The organism is Wenzhouxiangella sp. XN24, assembly GCF_011064545.1.
Taxonomy (GTDB): domain Bacteria; phylum Pseudomonadota; class Gammaproteobacteria; order Steroidobacterales; family XN24; genus XN24.
In genome coordinates this window covers 58,104-80,891 of sequence record NZ_JAAMFG010000036.1, presented here as the reverse complement: position 1 = coordinate 80,891, position 22,788 = coordinate 58,104, and the positions used below count along the sequence as shown (strand labels likewise).

At 64.6% G+C, this 22,788-nt stretch carries 21 protein-coding genes; 11 read left to right on the top strand and 10 right to left on the bottom strand.

Annotated features, from left to right (window positions below):
* Positions 1 to 3 precede the first annotated feature (3 nt).
* The gene (locus G6032_RS12495; protein ID WP_165282490.1) at positions 4 to 2,403 is read right to left on the bottom strand and encodes a fused MFS/spermidine synthase; all 2,400 of its coding nucleotides are present in this window, start codon (positions 2,401 to 2,403) and stop codon (positions 4 to 6) included.
* Positions 2,404 to 2,607: 204 nt separating this feature from the next.
* Between G6032_RS12495 and G6032_RS12490 the strand changes: the two genes are divergently transcribed.
* The 4 genes from G6032_RS12490 to motB all read left to right on the top strand — a co-directional run bounded on the left by G6032_RS12490 (position 2,608) and on the right by motB (position 5,287).
* The gene (locus G6032_RS12490) at positions 2,608 to 2,997 is read left to right on the top strand and encodes an MAPEG family protein (RefSeq protein ID WP_165282489.1); all 390 of its coding nucleotides are present in this window, start codon (positions 2,608 to 2,610) and stop codon (positions 2,995 to 2,997) included.
* 108 nt (positions 2,998 to 3,105) lie between these two features.
* Positions 3,106 to 3,486: a hypothetical protein gene (locus G6032_RS12485; RefSeq protein WP_165282488.1), complete on the top strand. Its 381-nt coding sequence runs from the start codon at positions 3,106 to 3,108 to the stop codon at positions 3,484 to 3,486.
* A gap of 15 nt (positions 3,487 to 3,501) precedes the next feature.
* Entirely contained in the window at positions 3,502 to 4,356 is an 855-nt protein-coding gene (gene motA, locus G6032_RS12480; protein WP_165282487.1) for a flagellar motor stator protein MotA, read from the top strand.
* Between the two features lie 4 nt (positions 4,357 to 4,360).
* Positions 4,361 to 5,287, top strand: coding sequence for a flagellar motor protein MotB (gene motB, locus G6032_RS12475; RefSeq protein WP_240902285.1), 927 nt, complete (start codon positions 4,361 to 4,363; stop codon positions 5,285 to 5,287).
* Here motB and G6032_RS12470 read toward each other — a convergent pair.
* Entirely contained in the window at positions 5,277 to 5,501 is a 225-nt protein-coding gene (locus G6032_RS12470) for an amphi-Trp domain-containing protein (RefSeq protein ID WP_165282486.1), read from the bottom strand. The two genes, motB and G6032_RS12470, sit on opposite strands and share 11 nt — an antisense overlap.
* A 47-nt stretch (positions 5,502 to 5,548) precedes the next feature.
* On the bottom strand, positions 5,549 to 5,845 hold the full coding sequence (locus G6032_RS12465; protein ID WP_165282485.1) for a hypothetical protein: 297 nt from the start codon (positions 5,843 to 5,845) through the stop codon (positions 5,549 to 5,551).
* A 279-nt stretch (positions 5,846 to 6,124) separates the two neighbouring features.
* Here G6032_RS12465 and katG point away from each other — a divergent pair, with 279 nt between their 5' ends.
* Together katG and G6032_RS12455 are read left to right on the top strand one after the other, a co-directional pair.
* Positions 6,125 to 8,293 (top strand): catalase/peroxidase HPI, encoded by a 2,169-nt coding sequence (gene katG / locus G6032_RS12460; RefSeq protein WP_276611072.1) that lies wholly within the window; start codon positions 6,125 to 6,127, stop codon positions 8,291 to 8,293.
* A 114-nt stretch (positions 8,294 to 8,407) separates the two neighbouring features.
* Positions 8,408 to 9,304: a DMT family transporter gene (locus tag G6032_RS12455; RefSeq protein ID WP_165282483.1), complete on the top strand. Its 897-nt coding sequence runs from the start codon at positions 8,408 to 8,410 to the stop codon at positions 9,302 to 9,304.
* A gap of 105 nt (positions 9,305 to 9,409) precedes the next feature.
* Here G6032_RS12455 and G6032_RS12450 read toward each other — a convergent pair whose 3' ends face one another.
* Entirely contained in the window at positions 9,410 to 9,973 is a 564-nt protein-coding gene (locus tag G6032_RS12450; protein WP_165282482.1) for an NAD(P)H-dependent oxidoreductase, read from the bottom strand.
* A gap of 165 nt (positions 9,974 to 10,138) precedes the next feature.
* Between G6032_RS12450 and G6032_RS12445 the strand changes: the two genes are divergently transcribed.
* Both G6032_RS12445 and G6032_RS12440 read left to right on the top strand, forming a co-directional pair.
* On the top strand, positions 10,139 to 10,915 hold the full coding sequence (locus G6032_RS12445; protein WP_165282481.1) for an SDR family NAD(P)-dependent oxidoreductase: 777 nt from the start codon (positions 10,139 to 10,141) through the stop codon (positions 10,913 to 10,915).
* Positions 10,916 to 10,925: 10 nt separating this feature from the next.
* Positions 10,926 to 11,924, top strand: a complete 999-nt coding sequence (locus G6032_RS12440; protein WP_165282480.1) for an L-threonylcarbamoyladenylate synthase — start codon at positions 10,926 to 10,928, stop codon at positions 11,922 to 11,924.
* A 4-nt stretch (positions 11,925 to 11,928) separates the two neighbouring features.
* Here the strand turns inward: G6032_RS12440 and G6032_RS12435 are convergent, their stop codons facing one another.
* Entirely contained in the window at positions 11,929 to 12,654 is a 726-nt protein-coding gene (locus G6032_RS12435) for a glutathione S-transferase family protein (protein ID WP_165282479.1), read from the bottom strand.
* Positions 12,655 to 12,903: 249 nt separating this feature from the next.
* Here G6032_RS12435 and G6032_RS12430 point away from each other — a divergent pair, with 249 nt between their 5' ends.
* The gene (locus G6032_RS12430) at positions 12,904 to 13,839 is read left to right on the top strand and encodes a carbon-nitrogen hydrolase family protein (protein ID WP_165282478.1); all 936 of its coding nucleotides are present in this window, start codon (positions 12,904 to 12,906) and stop codon (positions 13,837 to 13,839) included.
* Positions 13,840 to 14,029: 190 nt separating this feature from the next.
* Here the strand turns inward: G6032_RS12430 and G6032_RS12425 are convergent, their stop codons facing one another.
* The 3 genes from G6032_RS12425 to G6032_RS12415 all read right to left on the bottom strand — a co-directional run bounded on the left by G6032_RS12425 (position 14,030) and on the right by G6032_RS12415 (position 18,906).
* Positions 14,030 to 15,169 carry a hypothetical protein gene (locus G6032_RS12425; protein WP_165282477.1) on the bottom strand — a complete coding sequence of 380 codons (1,140 nt, stop codon included), beginning with the start codon at positions 15,167 to 15,169 and terminating at the stop codon, positions 14,030 to 14,032.
* A gap of 46 nt (positions 15,170 to 15,215) precedes the next feature.
* Positions 15,216 to 16,994, bottom strand: coding sequence for a TIR domain-containing protein (locus G6032_RS12420; RefSeq protein ID WP_165282476.1), 1,779 nt, complete (start codon positions 16,992 to 16,994; stop codon positions 15,216 to 15,218).
* 133 nt (positions 16,995 to 17,127) lie between these two features.
* The gene (locus G6032_RS12415; RefSeq protein ID WP_165282475.1) at positions 17,128 to 18,906 is read right to left on the bottom strand and encodes a TIR domain-containing protein; all 1,779 of its coding nucleotides are present in this window, start codon (positions 18,904 to 18,906) and stop codon (positions 17,128 to 17,130) included.
* Positions 18,907 to 19,148: 242 nt separating this feature from the next.
* Here G6032_RS12415 and G6032_RS12410 point away from each other — a divergent pair, with 242 nt between their 5' ends.
* Positions 19,149 to 19,568, top strand: coding sequence for a protein tyrosine phosphatase family protein (locus G6032_RS12410; RefSeq protein ID WP_165282474.1), 420 nt, complete (start codon positions 19,149 to 19,151; stop codon positions 19,566 to 19,568).
* Positions 19,569 to 19,604: 36 nt separating this feature from the next.
* On the opposite strand, the gene G6032_RS12405 is transcribed toward G6032_RS12410, so the two are convergent.
* Together G6032_RS12405 and G6032_RS12400 are read right to left on the bottom strand one after the other, a co-directional pair.
* Positions 19,605 to 19,868, bottom strand: coding sequence for a CopG family antitoxin (locus tag G6032_RS12405; RefSeq protein WP_165282473.1), 264 nt, complete (start codon positions 19,866 to 19,868; stop codon positions 19,605 to 19,607).
* Between the two features lie 5 nt (positions 19,869 to 19,873).
* Positions 19,874 to 20,338, bottom strand: a complete 465-nt coding sequence (locus G6032_RS12400) for a nucleotidyl transferase AbiEii/AbiGii toxin family protein (protein ID WP_165282472.1) — start codon at positions 20,336 to 20,338, stop codon at positions 19,874 to 19,876.
* A gap of 219 nt (positions 20,339 to 20,557) precedes the next feature.
* Between G6032_RS12400 and G6032_RS12395 the strand changes: the two genes are divergently transcribed.
* Positions 20,558 to 22,768, top strand: a complete 2,211-nt coding sequence (locus tag G6032_RS12395; protein ID WP_346763827.1) for a TIR domain-containing protein — start codon at positions 20,558 to 20,560, stop codon at positions 22,766 to 22,768.
* Positions 22,769 to 22,788: the final 20 nt, after the last annotated feature.

The following is a 22,788-nucleotide window of genomic DNA, read 5'->3' as shown; positions in this document are numbered from 1 at the left end:
TGATTATTCCCGGAGCTGGCGCTCGTACATACGCACGTAGTTCTCGTAATGCCCGGTGTACTCCTCGAAGTGCTCCTCCAGCACCTCAAGTTGGCTTTCCGTGCCGATGAAATACTCGAGCAGGTCCTCTTCCTGGAACTCCAGGAGTTTCCCCAGGTTCGGCGCGACGTCCGTGGCCATGTAGAGGTCCATGTCGGAGTACTCGAGGATTGGGCGGTTGTCGGTGTGTAGCGGCTGCCTTGCGACCAGCGCATCGACGTCGTTCTCTCCCAACAGCAGCATGCTGGCCAGCTCATAGACATTGTCGACGTCGAGGCTGCGCAGATCCCCCTCGACCTGGGTCATCTTTTGCTTGAGCTCGGCCAGGTTCACCACCACCGGTTCCGGCGTGCCCACGAGAATGATGAAGTGGGTCGGGAACTGGGTGAAATACCAGGTCGTCGTGTGCGGAAAGACGCGGTCGAAGGTTGCGATCAGCGTGCGCAGATCGTCGAAGGACAAGCCGCCGACCGGCAGCCATGCTGCGGCGACGCCGTCGTCCGTGAGCGCGTCGCGCATGAGTTCGAAGTATTCCTGCGTGTAGAGATACGGGTTGCGCTTGTATTTCAGGTTCGTCACGTCCGTGACGATCACGTCGAATTCCTCGTCCGTCATGGCGATGTAGTTGCGCGCGTCGTCGAGCACGATGTTGATATCTGGATCAGCGAACGAGTCGTAGTTGACGTCGCTGAACAGCGGCGCGGCCTCCATGATCTTCTTCTCGATCTCGACGGCGTGGACCTCCACCCCGTGGAGCAGCATGCTCCCCGAGGTGGTGCCCGTGCCGTAGCCCACGGTCAGCGCGACTTCCGGTTCCTCGGCCAGTAACAGCGGTATGTGGGCCAGCATCTTCGAATCGGCGAGCAGCACCGGATCCGTGCCGGACACGTTCTGGCCGTCCACGAACAGCCCGCGGTAGTTGCCCCGCTCGATGGCCGTGACGGTGCCGGAGACGCCTTCCGCGTAGTAGATCACTTCGAAGCCCTGCGCGGCGGTCCGAAGGTCGGGTCCTTTCAGCTGGGCATGGAAGGTCTTGCTGTCGGAAAACACCAGCAGGTTGGCGACCACCGCGACGACCACGAGTGCGCTCCACTGCAGCGGAGCACGGCCCGCGCCCCTGACAAGCAGCACGACCGCGATCAGCAGGCTCAGGTTCACGAGGATCAGCGTGGTGTTCCACATGCCGAAGAACGGGATCAGCACGAAGCCGGTGAGCAGGCTGCCCAGCACGCAGCCGACCGTGTTGGAGAGGAAGGTGTTGCCTGCCTTGGCGCCGATCCGGTCCACGTCGTGCACGTAAATGCGGACCCCCAGCGGGAACAGGATGCCCATGAAGACCGCCGGGATGAACGAGACGACGAACGCCAGCGCGAGGCTGAGCGAGAGGTAACTCAGCGGCATCCAGTCTGTGAGCAGGACCGTGATGCTCTCGAACTGGCGGAACAGCACGAGCACGAGCGCGCCGCTGAGCGCGGTGACGATGGAGACGGCGCTGAACCACGTCTCGAGGTCCTGTCGCTGGTCCACCTTGCGCGCCACGATCCACGAGCCGACCGAGAAGCCCAGCAGGAAGCCCGTGAGGATCAGGGCGAAGGCCTGGGAGGTGGACAGGCCGTAGGTGGAGAGGATGCGCACCCACAGCATCTCGTAGCTCAGGGTGATGAAGCCGGTGAGAAACAGGAAGAACAGCATGTAGGAATAGGGCGCATGCTCCTTGGTCGCCGGCTCGGGCCGGGCGGTCTTCGTCTTGCTCGTGGCGACGATGAGCGCGACGAGGATATTCCCCCCGATCGCGATCATCAGCGTCGCGATGACGCCGAAGTACTTCACGAAGAAGAAGCCGGTCAGAAGCACGCCGGCGCAGGCGCCGAGCGTGTTGACGTAGTAGAGCTTGCTGAAACCGGAGCCGAGGTTCTCGGGCGAGCGCAGGAAGTACTTTGCGATCAGCGGCATGGTGCCGCCGATGAGAAAGACGGGCGGCAGCAGCACGATCAACGACAGGGCCAGGCGCGCGATCGAAAGCCCGTAGAATCCGAGGTTGTTGTATGCGTATTCGTAGAGGTAGCGGTAGACGGGCAGCGTCTCGATGACCAGGTAGGAGAGCAGCGAAGTCGCAGCAATCCCAAGCTCCACGTAGAGGTAGATCCGCAGCGGATCGCGGGTGCGTTCCGACCAGCGCCCGAACACGTAACCGCCGAGTCCGAGGCCCAGCAGGAACACGGCGACCACGGTGGCGACGGCGAAGCTGCTGACGCCGAAGACCAGGCCCAGCAGGCGGACCCAGATCAACTGGTAGATGAGGGCCGAGAAGCCCGAGATGAAGATGGCGGCGAAAAGCAGCCTGTTGCTCAGGGTCCAGACCATCAGCGTGAGTCCCTTGTCCCGGTGGAATGCCTTTGGCGGCGCGTTGCTTCGATAATAACGACACACCCAGCGTTGCTGCAGATAATATCCCCCGGGGGTAGCCGGTACCGCCCCGGGTTTTACCTAGGCGCCGGCGATGCTGTTAAATTCACGAGCATGTCGAGTCGTGCATCACACAAGTGTTGGTGACCAGGGGAAATTGATATGCCCGTAGAACTCAAGATTCTCGGCTATGCGGCATTGCTGCAGTTCGTCCAGTACGTCCTGATGGCGGTACCCGTCAACCTGCAGCTCGGCCCCGCGTACACCGGCGGAAACCGGGATGTGCAGAAACAGGCCCAGGGCATGGCGGGCCGCCTGCAACGGGCCCTGGACAACCATTTCGAAGCCCTGGTCCTGTTCACGATCGCCGTGCTGGTGGTGGTTTTCGGCCAGGCCTCGTCAGCGACCACCGAGGCGGCGGCCTGGACCTACCTGGTCGCCCGCATCCTTTATGTGCCCGCCTACGCGTCCGGCGTGTTCCTGCTCCGGTCGTTGATCTGGGCGGTGGGATTCGTCGCCACGCTGGTGATGCTGGTCGCTGCACTCTTATAGCATTCAACCCGGTAGCCGCGACTGCGATCTGCGTATGCGGCCTCCCTGCTCAAGCCCCGGGCTCCCTGGCCGATATCCCGTAAAGAAGCGGGTTTCAGGCTGGTTCCCATGGGCAACGACATGTTCGAAAAAGACGATCAGCGACAGCTGCGCCGTCAGCGTCATTTTCTTGAAGAGCTGGCACGGGATATCTGGACCGCCAACCGCCAGATCATCAATGACGAGATCCCGGCGCTCAGCCGGCAGAATTTCATGGACCTCGGCCGGCTGGTCGCCTGCAGGCGAGCGGCGTACCTGCGCAAGTCGATCGAGCTGAGCGAGTTCGAACCGGGTTCGCCCGAGGCCGCGGCCGCGTTCGAGGCGTTGCCGGCGCTGCGCGTCACCTACTCGGAAGCAAAGAACGCATTCGCCGCACTCGAGCGCGCCATCGAGCGGGGCTACATAGATATCGACATGGGTGAGCCATCGGCGGGCCCAGAGCAGGACTAGCGGCAGGAACTAACGATGCTGTTGATCATCGGTTGGGTGGTAGTGATCATCGTCGTGTTCGGCGGCTTCATGGTCTCCGGCGGCCACCTCGCGGTGCTGGTTCATCCCGTCAAGCTGCTGATGATCGTCGGCGCAGGCGTCGGCGCGTTCGTGGCGTCCTGCAGCCCCGGTGCGCTCAAGTCCGTGATCAAGCTGTTGCCGAGCGCCTTCAAGGGACCGAAATACACGAAGGCGCTGTACACCGAGTTGCTGTGCCTGTTGTACGAGCTGCTGAACAAGATGCGCCGGGACGGCCTGATGTCACTCGAGGACATGGTGGACAAGCCCGAGGACAGCGCGCTGTTCAAAAAATATCCGACGCTGCTGGCCGAGCGCCACGTCATCGAGTTCCTGTGCGACTACCTGCGCATGATGATCACCGGCTCGATGGATCCCAACGAACTCGAGACGCTGATGGACCAGGAACTGGACACCCATCACCAGGAGACCGAGGTGCCGCTGAGCTTGTTGAACAAGCTGGGCGATTCCATGCCCGCCTTCGGCATCGTGGCGGCTGTCATGGGCGTCGTGCTGACCATGAGTTCGTTGCACCTGCCGGCAGAAGAGCTGGGTCCGATGATCGGCGCGGCATTGGTCGGCGCCTTCGTCGGCATCCTGTTCGGCTATGCGATCATCGCGCCCATTCCCGCGGCCTTGGAACACAAGATCAGGGATGAGGCGAAGGCGCTCGAAGCGATCAAGGTGACGCTGCTGGCGACGCTCCATCACGCAGCGCCCTCGGTCGCGGTCGAACACGGACGCAAGGTCCTGTTCAGCGCGGATCGGCCGAGCTTCCAGGAGCTGTCGGAAAGCATCCGGGCGGCACGGTAGCCTGATGGACGACACGCCCCAGATGGACCGGATACCGGACGAGCCGGCGCCGGTAATCATCATCAAGCGCATCAAGAAGGTGCGCGGGCACGCTCACCACGGCGGCGCCTGGAAGATCGCCTACGCGGATTTCGTCACCGCGATGATGGCGTTTTTTCTCATGATGTGGCTTCTGGCCATGACCGACGACGCGAAACGCCGCGGCATCTCGGACTACTTCGAGAATCCGTTGCGGGTGCAGGCCAGCGGCGGTCAAAGCGTGGGGGACCAGGCATCCCTGCTGCAGGCCGGGGGCGAAGATTTCCGCTTCGAGGAAGGGGAAGCCGTGCGGGGCACACCGGGCGAGTCCACCGCGGAGGCGCTGGAGCGCGCCAGGGAAATCGAGGAGCTGGAGCGGCTGAAGGCCGAGATCGAGGCCGCGATGGAGATGATTCCCTCGCTGCTGAAGTTCAAGGGCCAGCTGTTGCTCGATCTCACCAGCGACGGGCTGCGATTGCAGATCGTCGACAAGGAAAACCGCCCGATGTTCGCCAGCGGGAGTGCCGAACTTAAGCCGGAAGCGCAACTGCTGCTCACCGAGGTCTCCAACCTGCTGGCGGATTCAGGCAAGCGGATCAGCATTTCCGGGCATACCGACGCTACGCCGTTCGCGGGCGGGTACGCCGGCTACAGCAACTGGGAACTCTCCAATGATCGCGCCAATGCGGCGCGCAGGGCCCTGGTGCGCGGCGGGCTGGACCCTCAGAAGGTGATGCGCGTCGTCGGCCTCGCGTCGACCGTGCTTCTCGACCGGGAGCAACCTCACAGCCCCGTGAACCGGCGCATATCGATAGTGATCATGAACCAGGAAGCCGAGGAGGCCATCCAGCGCGACGGTGCGCTGGATGGCGAGGGGAGCGAACCTGCCGAGAGACGCGATCCTACTGGCTGACCCACTTGATCTGGAACTCGATCTCCTCTTCGTCGCCCGAGCGTTCGTGTTCGATGGTGAACTCGGCGCGCACCGGCACATAGATGCGTTCGCCGTCGATCTGGATCTCGAAACGGTCACCGTTCTCTATTGCATCCGCCAGGCGACGCAATTTGGCTACGAAATCGGCTTTCGGGTAGCCTTTTTCCACGTCTCGTTCCGGTTTCGTCGTCATATTTCCTCCGCAATCAGGCCAAGTTATCGATCAGGTCAGGAGCAGCCTCACACGAGGGTCATCAGGACCAGCCAGACGATCGCCACCCCCACCGCAAACTCGCTGCGCCCCGGTGTGCGCCAGAGGGCGCCGACCAGGAACAGGTTGTACGGCAGCGGTGCGAAATGCAGCGCGGCGGAGAGACCGGAGGACGCGCCCTGGGTGATTGATGCAAGCGCGAACATGGTCGCCACCAGGTTGATCAGGGTGCCGACGCCGAGGATATCCCGCCAGAGTAGTTGCGCTACCGGCACCCGGCCGTTCCAGCGGCGGGAGAAGTAGTTTCCCTCACCCGTAGTGTTCATCTCGTTGCACTCGCTTATGGGGTCCGGTCGGCTGCGGCGCCATGGCGCAGTGTATCCACCTTGCACGCCCGGAGCATGACGGCGCCGCCAAAAGAACCCACCGTCAACGAGCAGTCCCTCTCCATAGGGTTTGCCTATCAGGGCCATAGTAAATATCAATCACAAGGGTATTCGCAATAGATATAGTATATGCCTCGTATGCCACGATATCCGTGGCAGGGAGGAGGACTCATGTTCAGAAAAACAATACCTTTAATTGCTGCGTTGGCCGTCACCGTGATGGCCGGCCCGGCCCGTGCCGACGGCCCGGCGAAACCACACCAGTTCTGGTGGCCTCAGCAGCTCGACCTGACCCCGCTGCGGGCGCATGCGCCCCAATCCAACCCCTACGGCGACGACTTCGACTATGCCGCGGCCTTCCAGAGCCTCGATCTTGCAGCCGTGAAGAAGGACATCGAGGCGTTGATGACCACCTCGCAGGACTGGTGGCCGGCTGATTATGGGCACTATGGCCCCTTCTTCATTCGCATGGCCTGGCACAGTGCCGGCACCTATCGCACCTTCGACGGTCGCGGCGGTGCCCGTGGCGGGCAGCAGCGCTTCGAGCCGCTCAACAGCTGGCCCGACAACGTCAACCTTGATCGTGCCCGCGCGCTGCTGTGGCCGATCAAGCAGAAATACGGCCGCAGCCTGTCATGGGCTGACCTGATGGTCCTGACCGGCAACGTCGCGCTCGAGTCGATGGGCTTCAAGACCTACGGTTTCGCCGGCGGCCGTGAAGACGACTGGGAGCCGGACATGGTCTATTGGGGTCCCGAGAAGGAGTTCCTCGCCGACGAACGCTATAGCGGCGAGCGTGACCTGGAACGGCCGCTCGCGGCGGTGCAGATGGGTCTGATCTATGTGAATCCTGAAGGGCCGAACGGCAATCCCGATCCGCTGCTGGCTGCCCATGACATCCGCGAGACCTTTGCTCGCATGGCCATGAACGACGAAGAGACCGTGGCATTGATCGCGGGCGGTCACACGTTCGGCAAGGCGCACGGCGCGCACAAGCCGGCTGACTGCATGGGCCCCGAGCCGGCTGCCGCCGGCGTCGAAATGGTCGGTCTCGGCTGGGACAACAAGTGCGGCGCCGGTAACGCCGCCGACACCATCACCAGCGGGCTGGAAGGCGCCTGGTCGGTGAACCCGATTGCGTGGACCACCCAGTACCTCGATAACCTGTTCGCCTTCGAGTGGGTGCAGACCAAGAGCCCCGCCGGCGCGATCCAGTGGATCCCCGCCGACGGCCAGGCCGCCAACCTGGTGCCGGACGCCCATGATCCGGCGAAGCGCCACGCGCCGATCATGTTCACCACCGACCTGTCGCTGAAGTTCGACCCGGCCTACCGCGAAATCGCCAAGCGCTTCCACGAGAACCCGGAAGAGTACGAGCGCGCTTTCGCGAAGGCCTGGTTCAAGCTGACTCATCGCGACATGGGGCCGCGCGCGCGCTACCTCGGCGCCGAGGTCCCTGCTGAAGACCTGCTCTGGCAGGACCCGATCCCGGCGGTTGACTACAAGCCGATCGACGCGCGCGACGCCAAGGCGCTGAAGGCCGAGATTCTCAGTTCCGGCCTGACCGTTCCGGAACTGGTGCGGACGGCTTGGGCCTCGGCCTCGACCTTCCGCGGTACCGACCTGCGTGGCGGAGCCAACGGTGCGCGCGTCCGGCTTGCGCCGCAAAAGGACTGGGCGGCCAATAATCCGGCTGAACTGGCCAAAGTGGTTGCGCGTCTTGAGCGCATCCAGGAGGACTTCAACGGCAAGCAGCGTCGCAGCGGCAAGCAGGTGTCACTCGCCGACCTGATCGTGCTGGGCGGCGCCGCCGCAATCGAGCAGGCCGCCCGGGACGCAGGCCATGAAGTTCAGGTCCCCTTCACGCCAGGCCGCGCCGACGCTACCCAGGCGGAGACCGACGTGGCGTCATTCGCGGTGCTCGAGCCAGGTGCGGATGGTTTCCGCAACTACTTTGGTGAGGGTAACCGCCGCTCGCCGGCGGAGTTGCTGGTCGACCGCGCCAGCCTGCTGACCTTGACCGTGCCGGAAATGACGGTGCTGGTGGGCGGGATGCGTACATTGAACGCCAATGCGGGCCAGGCGGCGCACGGCGTGTTCACCGACAAGCCCGGCACGCTCAACAACGACTTCTTCGTCAACCTGTTCGACATGTCGACCCGCTGGTCGAAGGCGTCGGACGCCGAGGGCGTGTACGAAGGTCGGAATCGTGCCAGCGGTGAGCTGAAGTGGACGGCCACCCCGGTCGACCTGATCTTCGCCTCGAACACAGAGCTGCGCGCCATTTCCGAGGTCTATGCATCCAACGACGCGCGCGAGAAGTTCGTGCAGGATTTCGTCGCGGCCTGGGTCAAGGTGATGAACCTCGACCGGTTCGATATCAGCTGACACGGCTTCCTGTTGCATCAATGAACAGGGACGGCGGCGCTCCGGCGCCGCCGTCTTTTTTTTGGACGACGGGCGCCTGATAGACTGCCGCGATTCTCCGCAGCGGTGTAACGCATGCCACTCAGCAACGAACAGCGCGCGATGCTCTTCGGCCTCGGCGCGGTGCTGCTCTGGTCCACCGTCGCCACGGCGTTCAAGCTCTCGCTGCAGTACCTGTCGCCCGTGCAGTTGCTCGCCTGGGCGAGCCTGGTCTCTTTGCTTACGCTCGGCGTTTTGCTGGTCGCGACCGGCCGGTTCGCAGAGGTGCTGCGGGGCAGCCGGCGCGACTACCTGCGCTCGCTCGCGCTCGGGCTGATCAATCCGCTTTGTTACTACCTCGTGCTGTTCGAGGCCTACGACCGCCTGCCGGCCCAGGAGGCGCAGCCTTTGAATTACACCTGGGCGTTCACGCTGGCGATCCTGGCCGTGCCGCTGCTCGGGCATCGCCTGACTCGCGCCGACGTCCTCGGGGGGCTCGTGGCCTACGCGGGGGTCTGGGTGATCGCGACGCGCGGCGAGGTGTTCGCGCTCGAGTTCGCCAACCCGGTCGGGGTCGCCCTGGCGCTCGGCAGCACGGTGCTGTGGGCGCTTTACTGGGTTTACAGTACGCGCGACAGGCGTGATCCGCTGGTGGCGTTGTTCTGCAACTTCGGGCTCGGGCTGCCCTTCGTGTTACTGGTTTGCGCCTTGACCGACGGCCTGGCGCTGCCCGACTGGCGTGGGCTGGTCGGCGCCGCCTGGGTCGGCGTGTTCGAGATGGGGCTGGCGTTCGCCCTCTGGCTCAGCGCGCTGCGGCTCACGAAGAGCGCCTCGCGCATCGGCAACCTGATCTTCCTGTCGCCGTTCCTGTCGTTGTTTTTCATCCGCGCGTTCGTCGGAGAGACGATCCTGCCGTCGACCTGGGTCGGGCTCGGGCTCATCGTCGCCGGACTGCTCGCACAGCAGATGTTCCGGCCGCGTCACAACGCCTGAGTCACTCCACTTGTCGGCGCGTAATGTCGTGCGGCCTTGCCCTCATGGCGGGGCGATGAATTCTTCTTCGTCACCGGGAATCCCCGGGCACCGCTGCAACGCCGATCAGCGCATCGCCTTCAGCGCCTGCGCCCATTTCGCGAGTTCCGGCAGAAGGGTCATCGCCGAGGCTTCGTGCGGCGGCCCTGCCCTGAACTGCTTGTCTTCATCCAGCTGCTGCCATGGCATCTGGATCATCACGCCCTCGGGGAGGGGCATCATCTTCAGCGTGCTGACCATCAGTCGGGCCGCCTGGGCGGAGCGCAGGCCGCCCGAGACCCCCCCGTAGCTGACGAATGCGCAAGGCTTGTAATTCCATTCGACGTAAAGGTAATCGAGCGCATTCACCAGAGAGGGCGGCGGCGAGTAATTGTACTCCGGCGTGACGAACACGTAGGCGTCCGCGGCCGCGACGCTGCGCGACCATGCCTTGGTGTGTTCATGTTTGTAGTCCTGCCTGCTCGGGTGTTGCGGTTCGTCGTAAACGGGGAGGGCGAAATCCGCCAGGTCCACGAGACTGCATTCGAACCGCCCCTGGGCCTGGGCGACGCTATGGAACCACCTGCCGACGGCGGGCCCGATGCGGCCCGGACGGGTGCTGGCGATGATGGTCTGGAGCTTCAGGGGCATCGGTCGGGTTCCTCGAGCGGGTCGATACGTCGAATGATATCCATTTTGCATGACCGCTTGCTGGCGTGGTTCGCAGCACCGCCCGGTGTGCTATACAGGCTCCGACTCGCCGATATCACCTCGCGCCTCCCGAGCGCGATTCCACACCAGGCCAGGGAGCACGACATGCCAGGGACGCGACTCGCGAACAAAGTAGCAATCATCACCGGCGCGACCGGCGGCATCGGCGAAGCGACGGCCAGGCGGTTCCTGCAGGAGGGCGCCGGCGTCATGCTGGTGGGGCGCTCGGCTGAAAAGCTCGCGGCCACCGCAGAGCGGCTGGCTGATTTCAGCGCCACCGCGACATTCGTCGCCGACGTGACGGATGAAGAAGCTGCCGCGGCCGCCGTGGCTGCGACCATCGACCGCTTCGGCGGGGTGGATATTCTCATTGCAAACGCGGGCACCGAGGGACGGACCGCGCCGATCGAGCGACAGACCGTCGCGAACTTCGAGGAATGCCTGCGCACCAACGTGATCGGCGTGTGGTTGTGGATGAAGCACTGTGTCGCGCCGATGCAGCAACGGGGCGGCGGCTCCATGATCGCCCTGTCGTCAATCGCCGGCGTCGTCGGGCCGCGCGAGATGGCGCCCTACAACGCAAGCAAGCACGCGGTGAACGGCCTCGTGAAGACGGCGGCCAACGAGCTTGCGACGACGGGGATCCGCGTCAATGCGATCGGCCCGGGACCGATCGACAACCGCATGATCCGCTCTCTCGAGGAACAGATCCTTCCCGACGATCCAGACGGGATCCGGGTCATGGTCATGGCGGGTATCGCGATGAACCGCTACGGCACGAACGAAGAGGTTGCGAACCTGGCGTTGTTCCTCGCCAGCGACGAGTCCTCGTATTGCACGGGCGGCATCCACATGATCGACGGCGGGCTGACGGCGGCGTGATGGCGGCCCGATGACGGCCATCATTGCACCCGTGCCGGTATCGCCCGCAGCCGTCGCCGCAGCGGCGCGGCTGCTCCGCGAGGGCGGAGTGGTGGCGATCCCGACCGAGACCGTCTACGGACTGGGCGCCGTGGCGATGAATCCGGCGGCAGTGAGCCGGGTGTTCGCCATCAAGCGCCGGCCGGCGAACCATCCGCTCATCGTCCACCTGCACTCGTCCGACGCCCTGACGGACTGGGCGCGCGAGATCCCGGAGTCGGCATGGCGGCTGGCCGGGCGCTTCTGGCCCGGCCCGCTCACCCTGGTGCTGCCGCGCCGCCCGGAGGTGCCCGACGAGGTCACCGGCGGGCAGGACTCGGTGGCGCTGCGCGTGCCGGACCAGCCGGTGGCGCGTGAACTGATCGCTGCGGCGGGAGCGCTGGCGGCGCCGTCGGCCAACCGCTTCGGCCGCGTCTCCCCGACCACGGCGGCGCATGTGCTGGCCGAGCTAGGGGACGAGGTGGACATGATCCTTGACGCCGGTCCCTGCCGGGTCGGCCTCGAGTCCACCATCCTGAGCCTCATTGATGACCAGCCGGCTTTGCTGCGTCCCGGCGGCGTCACCGTGGCCGAGCTCGAGGCCGTGCTCGGGCGACCGGTCGACCCCCCGCCGCGGGACCTGCGCGCGCCCGGACGGCTCGCCTCGCATTACGCTCCGGCCACGCCGCTCGAACTCATCGCCGCGGACGGCCTCCGGGAGCGCTTTGCCGGGACAGTCGCGGGCGCTGCCGGCCCGCGCATCGGCGTCGTCGCGCACAGCCCCGACGCCATAGCCGCCGCCGAGGCCGCCGGCGCCGCGGTGACTGCGATGCCGGCGAATGCTGCGGAATACGGTCGCCTGCTGTACGCCACGCTGCGCCGGCTCGACGCAGTCGGCCACGAACTGATCCTGGTGGAGGCGCCGCCGGCGACGCCGGATTGGCTGGCGGTGCGGGATCGCCTCACGCGCGCTGCGAGCCGTTCGCCCTAAAGTGTCAGCCGGGTGAACCGGCCTTCGCATCCAGCTCCAGCATCTTTCGGATGGACTGCTCGATCTGGCCGCCGCAATAAAGCTTGCCGTACTCCTGTTCTTGCTGCGCGACATACCTGGCCAGCGATGGCTCTGCGCCGATCTTCCGGCACAGGGCATGAATGCCCGGCGCGTGCTGACGCAGGTCGGGCTCGACTTGCGGCAGGCAGCGCGTCATGTTGCCGAACAGCGCATAGACGCCGATGTCGGCGAAACTGGGCGCGGCCTGGCCGATGAATCCGCGCTGTAGCGACTCCTCGAAGATTCGCATCCAGCGAGGCAGACGCGTAGAGCGGAAAGACTTCCATTCGTCTCGCGTCCACATGGAAGAGCCGTTGTAGCGGCAGATCTCCATCAGAACGTCGTTGCAGTCCATCAGCACCTTCATGCACGAGGCCACCTCGAACGGGTCCGAAGGCATCAGGTCCAGCCCGGGAGCCACGTACAGGACGATGGCCGGCATCTGGCTCAGCGCGCGACCGGACTCGAGGTCATGCAGCATGGGCGGACCCATGTAGGGGACGTCCTGCTCGTCCGGGGGCCGGTTCTTCAGGTCTGCGTTCGTCTCGAATCCCGATTCCACGAGCAGCGGGACGTCGCGGTAGGCGAACAGGTAACTGACGAAACAACCCCGGAACGGAATCGGCCAGTAGTAGAGCTTGAATCGGGGTGGAGAGTCGGCTGATAGCATGATCCATCCTCGTCGAATCATCGATTCTGGCTCCAACTAGCTTAGATGACGCATGAGAATGAAGCCCGACGTGGGCCAGCCGGGCTTGTGCGTGGAGCCGAAGCGGCGCAATGTCGTGTGAAAGGGTATTTCTATGCTGCGGTCAGGTGGTTCTTGAGCGAACTCGATGATCCGGTCTTCCCGCGACATGATTCTGCCGTCAGGGCGCAAACGTCGAGCCGATTTCGGTCGTCATAGAGAGGAATGCTGGTGGGAAAAATTGCGGTCGTACAAGAATCTCCGGTATTCCTCGATCGTGAGAAAACGATCGAGCTAGCCATCGATCGGGTTGAAACGGCGGCAAAAGGGGGCGCCAGGCTGGTCGTGTTCCCTGAGGCTTTCATATCAGGGTATCCGGCATGGATCTGGCGGCTTCGGCCCGGAAGTGACTGGGGGCTTAGCGAAGATTTGCACACGCGTCTGCTGGGCAGTTCAGTCAATCTCCGTGCCGGTGACCTGGATTCTCTGTGCCAGGCCGCGAGAAGGCACAAGGTCACGATAGTCTGTGGCTTGAACGAAAGAGACGACGAACTGAGCCAGGCTACGCTCTACAACACGGTGGTGGTCATTGGTGATGACGGCACTATTCTGAACCGGCATCGAAAGCTCATGCCAACGAATCCGGAGCGAATGGTCTGGGGTTTCGGTGATGGATCCGGCCTGAATGTCGTCGATACGCCGGTCGGCAAGATCGGAACCTTGCTGTGTTGGGAAAACTATATGCCCTTGGCGCGGTATGCGCTCTATAGCCAGGGAGTGCAACTCTATGTCGCACCGACCTACGACTGTGGTGATGCCTGGATCGGCACTATGCAGCATATCGCCCGTGAAGGTCGCTGCTGGGTTATATCTTGCGGCGTCGCACTGACCCGAGAAGATATCCCGTCCAGTTTCCCGGAGAGGGAAGTGATCTACCCGGACTCGGAAGACTGGATCAATGCCGGCGACTCCACTGTCATCATGCCTGGTGGGAAAATTGTGGCAGGCCCGATGCGGGAGAAAAAGGGCATCCTGTTTGCCGAGGTGGATGCGAAAAGCGCGGTGAATGCCAAACGCGCCCTCGATGTGGCGGGACATTACTCCAGGCCGGATATTTTTACCCTGAGCATCGACAGGCAGCGGCAAAAGCCGGTGGTCTTCAAGTAGCTGAGAAACAAACCAGCTGTTCAGGGTGGGTGGGGTTTGGCTTGCCAGTCACCGTCGTTGCCACCAAAGAAACGGTTCTGGCAAATGCGCTAACGCGTTCGCCCAGTGGGCATTTCAATCCAGAACACCAGGAGGAAGGATGCTCGACGCCGGTCCCTGAAGCGCCTGTTACGGCACGCCGCCCGGCGGACTACTCGAGCGGGCGGTCGAGCTCGGTCGTCCACGTATCCAGGGCCGGGCGCGGATTCAGGTTTTCGTCGTAAAGGCCGGTGTCGCGCCAGATCCGTGCGATCGGATCCTGTTGCAGCAGGTCGTTCCACAGCGAGTCGTAGTCTGCGAGGAAGAACCACACGATGAACTGCGCGTCCAGCGACGCGGCCGCGGCGAAGAGACGTCCGAGATAGGCGTCCTGCCTTGCGGCGTCGCTAGCGATGTCGACGCCGAAGGCCGGGATCGTGAGCCGCTCCGCCGGCCAGCCGGTCTCGGCGATTGCGACCGGTTTGCCCCCGGCCAGCGCCGTGACCTGGGACAGCCAGTCGGGCGGGAGGCTGGCCGGGTCGCCGCGGTTCTCATGGTCGAAGAACACGAAGGGATAGACGCTGATGCCGACGGCGTCGACATGCGTGAGCAAATCCGGCAGTGCCGCGCGCAGGATGGCCGTCTCGGGAGAGTCCGGCGACTTGAGCGCAACGCTCGCCATGAGCTGAACATCCGGGAACTCGGCGCGCAACGCGCCGGCCACGGCGGCCGTGAAAGCCACCAGGCTGTCGAAGGCGGCGATGTCGTTCAAAGCGAGTTCGCTGACCTCGATGCCCAGGTTGAAATACTCGGGGGTGAAACGCCGGACCAGGTCCGCGGCGAAGTTCGTGTAGGCGGTGATCACGGCCGGGTCGTCCAGCGAGCGCGTGTCCCATGGCGGCGGCAGCGGCTGGTTGGTCGCGTCGCCCCAGTAGCTCGCCAGCCCGTCCCGGGCGCCGTTCAGGGGGCTCAATGCCAGGTAGGTGCGCATGCCGGCGGGAGTCCGGTCCAGCCGCGTCCGGATTTCATCCTCGACTGCCGCCGGATACGGGATCCCGTCGAGGGCTTCCTGCCAAGGAATGCCGGCGTCGAGATGGTGGGCAATGAAGTCGCCCCGCGCAGCAATCTCCGAGTACACGAAATTGACGGCGTCCGGGCTCGCGGCATAGGGCCAGGGGGTGAAACCGAGCTCGTAGGTCCTGGTGTCGGTCGCGGGCGGCGGCAGGGGCGCCGGATTCGAGCCGCCACCACAACCCTGCAGCAGGCCTCCCACGGCGAGCCACGCGAGCAGTCTGAAACGCCTTCCAGGCATGAACGGACGATAAGCAAACCCGGCGGCGGGAATATTTATTGCGCAGTTAACCACTCGTCAGCGCGATGAACTCCGGATCTTCCCTCAGGGGATCGAGATCGGGATCGTTCTTCGTCCAGCCCGGGATGTCGGTGCCGCCGGCGATGGCCTGGCGCAGCGCGTCCACGGCTTTCCTCGTCTCACCCAGCTGGGCATACAGGCAGGCGCCGTTGTACAGCATCACTGAATCGCCGGGGCTCATCTCGAGCGCCGTGGTGCCTTCCACGACGGCCTGATCACGCCGGTCGAGTTCCGCCAGGGTGATGGCGTAGAACATCCGGGCACGGGAGTCATCGGGGTTCTGCAGCAGGTAGGTCGGCAGCACATCATCGGCGAGCTCGACCCCCAGGGTGTCCGCTTCCTCTTTATCGCCCATGACCTGCAGCGCCATCCTCAGGTCCGCATACGCCACGTAGAAACGGGGCTTCAGCTCGATCACCCGGCGGCACAGCTTGGCGGCTTCCACCGCGTTGCCGAGCGTGAGATGGATCCTGCTGAGCGTCCAGTAGGCGATGAAATCGTCGGGGTTGAGCTCGATGGCCTTGCGGCCCGATTCCGCGGCCTCGTCGAACTTGCCCCAGCTGAAATACGACAGGCCCATGGCGGTGTAGGCCTCGGGCAGGTTGTTGTCGTACATCAGCGCCTTGAAGCTGAGTTCCTGGGCCTTGGTCCGATACTCTTCTTCTCGTGAGAAATACTGGTACATCTGGCCGTATGCGCTGGAGCAGGCGGCATAGGCGGCGGCGTAGCGCGGGTCCAGCTCGATGGCTTTCTCGAACAGCTGGATGGCGTACTCGACGCTGCGCTTCGTGAGGCGATACAGGTAGTCCTGGCCGCGCAGATACAGGTCGTAGGCATTCGCGTTCACGGTCTGGCGCTTGGTCAGCGAGACTTCCTCGGAGAAACTCAGCCGCAGCTTCAGCGCCTCGACGATCTGCTTCGCCACCTGCTCCTGGATGTCGAAGATGTCGTCCAGCTTGCCCTTGTAGGTGTTGCCCCAGAGTTGCCGGTTGGTCCCGGCGTCCACCAGCTGCACGGTGATGCGCACGGAGTCGCGAAACCGCCGCACGCTGCCGCCCACGACATAACGGGCCCCCAGCTCCCTGGCGATGACCCGGATGTCCTGCTTCGTGTCCTTGAACTGCATGGACGCCCAGCGCGAGATCAGGTCGATCTCGCTCACCAGCGACAGGCGTGCGATGAGCTCCTCGGTGAGTCCGTCGCTGAAATAGTCGGTCTCTTCGTCGGGGCTGATGTTGTGGAAGGGCAGCACCGCCAGCGCGCCGGGCTCGATGGGATGGTCCGGGTCGGGCGACGGCTGGTCGACGGCCTCGATGGCCCGCGGCTCGAGCTCGGTGAGGGCCTTGCCCTGCTGGACGGTGACGCCGATCCGCTCGAGCGAGCGCACGATGACGCGCAGGTTTTCGTCCGGGTCGCCCTGGAAATACTCGATGTGCTGTATGCCCGCGAGCTGGTACTTGAGGCCCGCCGGGATCTGGGTCGGCTCGAGATGCACCGGCAGGATGTGCCCCTTGCGCTCGCTGGTGAGGATCACTTCCTTGGCCACGTTGTGCGAGTTGACCGCGGAGGGGGTGACCATGAGCAGGAGCGCCTTGGCGTTGTCCAGCGCGTTGACGATCTCCTCGCTCCACATCGTCGCCGCGTCGATGCCGCCGACGTCCATCCAGACCGCCACGCCCGCGGCGCGCAGCTTTTCCGCCAGGGCGAGGACCTTGTCGTTGTCCTCGCGCGAATAGCTGATGAATACGTCGGCCTGTTGTGTCACAAGATCGCCTGTTTTTGTTGGCCTGGCGGGTCCAAGCGAGGCGGGGTAATCGCTCCGGGCCTCGTGGTCCCTGGCCGCCAAGGGTAGCTGAATGGCCGGGCACTGAGAAGCATGCTGCGCCGCGGCGCGAAGATCAGGCTGCGGGCGGCTCGGCTTCGCCGGCCAGGCGCGTCTCCGCATCGGCGATCATGGCGTGAAAACGCGGATCGTCACGCAGCAGGTCGAGATCCGGATCCGCCTTGGCATACAGCAGGGAACTGTCCGTGATGCACGCGAAGACCGGGGTGAGCATGTCCAGTGCCGCTTCCTTGTCCGCGAGATAGGTGCACAAGGCGCAACCGAAGTTGTAGCGCATGTTCCAGTTTTCCGGGTCGATCAGTAGCGCACGTTCCATGCGCGCCTTGGCCCGCTCGCCCTGGCCGAGCGCAGCCAGGGCATAGGCGCTGTAACCCGCCACCATCGAGTTGTTCTGGTCGTGCGCCAGGACGGTCTCCGCACGCTTGAGCGCGACTTCGGCCGCGCGCCGCATATTCGCGTCATCGCCCAGGGCGGTGTAAGCGCTGACCAGCATGGACGGGGAATTCAGATCGGCTTCCATCAGCCCCGTGGATTTCTCGTAGAAACGGACCGCATCCTCGTAGCGATGGAGCTGGTAGTTCAGGCGCCCGGCCGAGCGGTTCACCTCGTAGGACTCGGGATTGAGCTTGTAGGCGATCTCGACTTCCCTGGCGGCGGCGTCCGGATTGCCGTCGGACAGCAGCAGTTGCGCTTTGACCGCATGCGCCTCCGCCAGGTCGGGATTGAGCGCCAGGGCCCGCTCCGCGGCCACCATGCCCTCGTCGCCATAACCTTGCCGGGCGTCGCGCAGCTTCATGTGGCCGATGGCCATCAGCGCCCAGGCCTCCGCATAGTTCGGATCGATCTCCACGGTGCGGGTGCACAGGCGCACGATCGCCTCCGCTGATCTCGCCGAGGCTTCCTGTCCGGTGACATGGGTCTGGCGCGCCATCAGGTAGAGGTTGTGGGCCTCGGCATTGTCGGTGCCGCGCCGCTCGATGGCCTTCTTTTCCCTGGGCAGCAGCGTGAGCCGGAGCGCCTTGACGATGGCCTCCGAAATTTCGTCCTGCAGGGCGAAGATGTCGCTCGAGTCGCGGTCGTAGCGCTCGGCCCAGATATGGTTGTTGGTCGTGGCGTCCACCAGCTGTGCGCTGATGCGTACCCGGCCGCCCGCCTTGCGCACGCTGCCTTCCAGCACGTGGCTGACTTTCAGCTCGCTGGCCACCTTGGGGATGTCGACATGCGTGCCCTTGTAGCGGAACGCACTGTTGCGCGAAATGATCGCCAGCGCCGACACCTTGCTCAGGTCGGTGATGACATCCTCGGTGATGCCGTCGCTGAAGTACTCCTGCTCGGAGTCGCCGCTCATGTTCGTGAAGGGCAGGACGCAGATCGTGAACAATGCCTTGGGCTTTTCGGCTTCGGGGGTCACGCCGGGTGCGGCGCTGACGGCCTTGGTGGGCGCGCGCGCGATCATCGCGCCCAGCGCGTGCAGGAACTCGCGTGCCGGCGGGCTGGCGGGATCCCCGGCCCAGTCGTCGAGGTCCGTCGTGTGGATGGCGCGCACGTCCATCGGCAGGCGGGCCTTGTCGAAGCGCACCGGCACCAGGATGCCCCGGTCCGCCGCCTCGCGGGCTTCGCCGCGCACCCAGCGCGAGGCCACCGAGGTCGGTGTCCAGACCACCATGACGGCCTTGGCGGCATCGATCTCTGCATCGATCTGGTCGTCGAATTCCTGGCCCGGCGTGATCTCCGGATCCCACCACACCGACCAGCCCTTCGCCACGATCGCGGCCACCAGCGGGGCGACCCGGTCCCGGTCCGCGCGAGCGTAAGACACGAACACATCAGCCATGCACGCCAAACCTTTGCAACACGGGCCCCGCAGCCTCGAGGGGGCAAGGATAACCTATTGATCCGGCGCGCCATAATCCGGTGCTTTCGGCTGCCAGGCTTGCAATGACGGCAGCGCTTGCGCACCCTTTGCCGATGCCTAAGTATTCACTCCAGAACCGGCTTGCCCTTTGTCTCGTCATGGCCTTGATGACGCCAGTCGCGCACGGTGAGACGAGTGGTGATCATCCCGCAGGTCCTGCCATGAATTTCCACACCATCAACGATCGCCTGGTTACCGGCGGTGACTTTGCAGAAGACGGACTGGAGACCATCGCCGGGCGAGGGGTCACCGTGGTGATCGATCTCCGGCCCGCGCCACCCGAGGGCCAGGCGCAACGGCTCCTCGGGCGGGGGATCAAGTGGATCAACATCCCGGTCGAGTGGCAGCAGCCCACCGTAGAGAACTTCGACGAATTTACGGCCGCGATGCAGGCCAGCGCCGGCGAGAAGGTGTTCGTCCAGTGCCAGGCCAACTACCGCGCTTCGACCATGACCTATCTTTATCGGGTCAAGGTCGAAGGGGTGGCTGAACCCGTGGCGCGAAAGGACCTGGAGGCGGCCTGGCAGCCGAACGACACCTGGCGCGCCTTTATCAGGACGGTCCTTGAAGAAGGCGAGTGACGGTATTCTTCAGTCGGCCGCTCCGACCCGGGAAGGTCACCCGTCCTGATCCGTCCTCTCGCGACCGTCCAGCACCCATTCCCGCATGAGCTGCTTGATCTGCGACTGGTAAGGCACGCCCGCAAGCTCAGCCCGCTGGCGGAACGCATGCAGCAGATCCTCGGGCACCTTCAGGCTGATCAGCCTGGAGCGGGCCGGGCGCTTCGCGTGGAGCTTGCGGAAGTCCTCGAGAAAACGGATCACCTGGTCGGGCGTCATGCCCCGGCACTGCGCCAGGTACTCGTCGGTGAACAATTGCACGGGCCTCACCCGAGCTTCTCCAGCGCCGCGACGTCTGCGAGATCCTGCGGCCGGCCGCTCGCCCGTTTCATGGCGATCAGGTCCTTGCGGCTGAGCACCTGGACGGGGCCGTCCAGTGTGTCGATTCGTATCCGCCGCTTGCCCTTGAGGTCCTCGCTGATGACGATGTCCAGCTGTTCGCTGAGGTCATGCGGGTTATAGAAGTTCCAGGCGAAAAGGTTCCGGTTCCGGATGTACTCGTCGCGAAACCGGAACACGCTTTCGGCCGTCACCGGCAGTCGCGACACCAGGCCGATGCTGCTCAACGCGGCTTCCGCGGCCTCCAGGTCGCGCAGGGTCCAGCGCAACACGAGATCGATATCGACCGTGCCGCGAACAGCCCCGTGCAATGCCACGGCGTAGCCCCCCACCACCGCGTAGCGCACGTCGGCGGCGTCGAGTGCCTTGCTGATCCTGGAGAGGAAAGTCATTCAGCGAGTATATCCCGGTATATACCAACTATGAAGCCGCGACGTGGGTCTCCGGGAAAGCCGGTGCGCGACGTCCAGGCAAGCGATGCGCCGCGGCACTCCGCAGGAGCGTGCCCCTGTCTGTGCCCTCGTTAATGACGCATATGCTAGTCTCCGCAGGCGTGGCCTTTGCGGGTCGGTCGGCGGGATCCGGCTGGTGGGGGGATTGGCTTGGTCGATGTGTTCGTCTCTTATGCTCGCCTTGATTACGCGCGCGTCGCGCCCTTGGTCGCAGCGCTCGAGGCGGAAGGCTGGTCGGTCTGGTGGGATCCCGAGATCTCGCCCGGGGAAGAATTCGACGGGCTGATCGCGGAGGCGCTCGAGAACGCGCGCGCCGTGGTCGTCGTCTGGACCCCCAATTCCGTGGGCTCTCGCTGGGTGCGGGGGGAAGCCAGGGATGCGGCGGACCGGGGCGTGCTGGTGCCGGTGCGTTTCGACCAGGCCAAGCTGCCGATCGACTTCCGGGCCCTGCACACCATCGATCTCGACGACTGGGGCGGAGATACCGCGGGGGAGAGCTTCCAGCGTATCCGGCGTGTGCTGGCGGCGAAGCTGGGGTCCTCGCAGGATTCCGGGGATGCCGAATGGGTGGCCCGGACGACCCGGTCGCGTGCTGCGCCGGCCGGATCTCCGCTGAAGCGCCGGGCGGGTATGGTGCTGGGCGCGGTGCTGGCGCTCGGCATCGGCGCAATGCTCATAAAGACCTATGTCCCCGAACCCGAGGCGGTATCCGCGGGGACGTCCGGCATGGGCGACGATGCGCCGGCCGCGGAGGCAACCGTCTCATCGGAACCCTCGATTGCGGTCATGCCTTTCGTGGACCTCAGCCCCGAGGGCAACAACGCGTATTTCAGCGACGGGCTTTCCGAAGCGTTGATGGACAGCCTCGCGAGGATTCCGGGCCTCACCGTGGCGTCCCGCACTGCGTCATTCGCATTTCGCGAGGCGGGGCCGAGTGTGCCCGAGGTGGCCAGCGCCCTGCAGGTGGCGAACCTGCTGGAAGGCAGCGTGCGCAAGTCGGGTGACCAGCTCAAGATCAGCGCGCGGTTGCTCGACGGCCGTTCCGGTCGCCCGCTCTGGAGCGAGACTTTCGACGCCAGCATGCAGGATATCTTTTCGGTGCAGGAAACGATCTCCGTCAAGATCGCCGATGCGCTGAAGCTCCAGCTGATGGGCAGCGAAACGCTCGTCCCGATCCCGACGCGCGACGAGGCGGCCTATGAGGACTACCTGCGCGGACAGGACCAGTTGCGGCGCGAGGGAACCGCCGCCAATTTCGACCAGGCGATCAGTTACTTCGAGAAAGCCCTGGCTCGTGATCCGCAGATGGGCGTGGCGCTCGCGGGCATCTGCACCGCGCGCTGGGAAAAGTATTCGCTCAGCCGTGAGCGGGCGCTTGCCGACGAGGCTATCGAGGCCTGCATTCGTGCCTACGCAAACGAGGGCGGGGAATCCTCGGTCAAGCTCATGGTCGCGCTGGGAAGCCTATACCGCGGGATCGGCGACGAGGAGTATGCCTTGTCCCTGTTCCGACAGGCGCTGGAACTCAGCCCCAACGATGCCGAGGTGAACTCGGGTCTCGCCATCACCTTGCGCGACATGGGCGAACTGGAGGAGGCGGCCCGATTGCAGCGCCGGGCCATAGAGCTGGATCCGGCCTACTGGCGCTACTACTCGGATCTCGGGGCGATCCTCGTCGACCAGGGCGAGCTCGAGTCTGCCGCGGACCAGTTCAGGCGCGCCATCCGCCTGAATCCCGACAGCCCCGCACCCTACAACAGCCTTGGCGGCGTTTACTGGCTGCAGGGCGAGTTCCTGCGCGCCGGAGACGCTTTTCGCGAATCCATACGCCGTGATCCCGAGGAGATGTTCGCCTATTCGAACGCGGGCACCATGTATTTCTACACGGCCGAGTTCGTCCAGGCCGAGGAGATGTTCCTGCAGGCCGGCAGGCTCAGCCCCTCGGACGATCGTTTCCAGGGCTATGTCGCCGAGGCGATCGTGATGCAGCCGTCGCGCGATCCTGCGGATGCGGCGCAGTACTACGAGAAGGCCCTCGAGCTTGCGCAGGAGCGGCTCGAGGTGAGCACGGGCGACGATGCGGCGCGCGCGCGCATCGCCGGCTACCTCGCGCGGCTCGGTCGGGACGCCGAAGCCCGGGACCTGCTGGAGAGTCTCGGGCAACAGGAGGACTTGTCGCTGGAGGCCGTCCGGGAAATCGGCATGGCCAGCCTGTTCCTCGGCGAACAGGCGCGAGCCGTCGAGCACCTCGCGGTGGCCAGGGCCGCCGGGTTGCCTGCATGGCTGTTGACCGCCGACAAGCGGCTCGAGCCCCTCGCCGAGTTGCCGGAGTTCCAGGCCCTGATCGCTGACAATACGACCGGACCCTAGACCCAGAATCCAGAAGAAGA

What these genes read in the sequence shown, in the direction of transcription:
- G6032_RS12485 (WP_165282488.1), top strand. Translation starts at nt 3,106, where the DNA reads ATGGGCAACGACATGTTCGAAAAAGACGATCAGCGACAGCTGCGCCGT.
- G6032_RS12425 (WP_165282477.1), bottom strand. Translation starts at nt 15,169, where the DNA reads ATGCCTGGAAGGCGTTTCAGACTGCTCGCGTGGCTCGCCGTGGGAGGC.
- G6032_RS12400 (WP_165282472.1), bottom strand. Translation starts at nt 20,338, where the DNA reads ATGACTTTCCTCTCCAGGATCAGCAAGGCACTCGACGCCGCCGACGTG.
- katG (WP_276611072.1), top strand. Translation starts at nt 6,125, where the DNA reads ATGGCCGGCCCGGCCCGTGCCGACGGCCCGGCGAAACCACACCAGTTC.
- motA (WP_165282487.1), top strand. Translation starts at nt 3,502, where the DNA reads ATGCTGTTGATCATCGGTTGGGTGGTAGTGATCATCGTCGTGTTCGGC.
- G6032_RS12490 (WP_165282489.1), top strand. Translation starts at nt 2,608, where the DNA reads ATGCCCGTAGAACTCAAGATTCTCGGCTATGCGGCATTGCTGCAGTTC.
- G6032_RS12495 (WP_165282490.1), bottom strand. Translation starts at nt 2,403, where the DNA reads ATGGTCTGGACCCTGAGCAACAGGCTGCTTTTCGCCGCCATCTTCATC.
- G6032_RS12435 (WP_165282479.1), bottom strand. Translation starts at nt 12,654, where the DNA reads ATGCTATCAGCCGACTCTCCACCCCGATTCAAGCTCTACTACTGGCCG.
- G6032_RS12445 (WP_165282481.1), top strand. Translation starts at nt 10,139, where the DNA reads ATGCCAGGGACGCGACTCGCGAACAAAGTAGCAATCATCACCGGCGCG.
- motB (WP_240902285.1), top strand. Translation starts at nt 4,361, where the DNA reads ATGGACGACACGCCCCAGATGGACCGGATACCGGACGAGCCGGCGCCG.
- G6032_RS12410 (WP_165282474.1), top strand. Translation starts at nt 19,149, where the DNA reads ATGAATTTCCACACCATCAACGATCGCCTGGTTACCGGCGGTGACTTT.
- G6032_RS12440 (WP_165282480.1), top strand. Translation starts at nt 10,926, where the DNA reads ATGACGGCCATCATTGCACCCGTGCCGGTATCGCCCGCAGCCGTCGCC.
- G6032_RS12470 (WP_165282486.1), bottom strand. Translation starts at nt 5,501, where the DNA reads ATGACGACGAAACCGGAACGAGACGTGGAAAAAGGCTACCCGAAAGCC.
- G6032_RS12465 (WP_165282485.1), bottom strand. Translation starts at nt 5,845, where the DNA reads ATGAACACTACGGGTGAGGGAAACTACTTCTCCCGCCGCTGGAACGGC.
- G6032_RS12455 (WP_165282483.1), top strand. Translation starts at nt 8,408, where the DNA reads ATGCCACTCAGCAACGAACAGCGCGCGATGCTCTTCGGCCTCGGCGCG.
- G6032_RS12415 (WP_165282475.1), bottom strand. Translation starts at nt 18,906, where the DNA reads ATGGCTGATGTGTTCGTGTCTTACGCTCGCGCGGACCGGGACCGGGTC.
- G6032_RS12450 (WP_165282482.1), bottom strand. Translation starts at nt 9,973, where the DNA reads ATGCCCCTGAAGCTCCAGACCATCATCGCCAGCACCCGTCCGGGCCGC.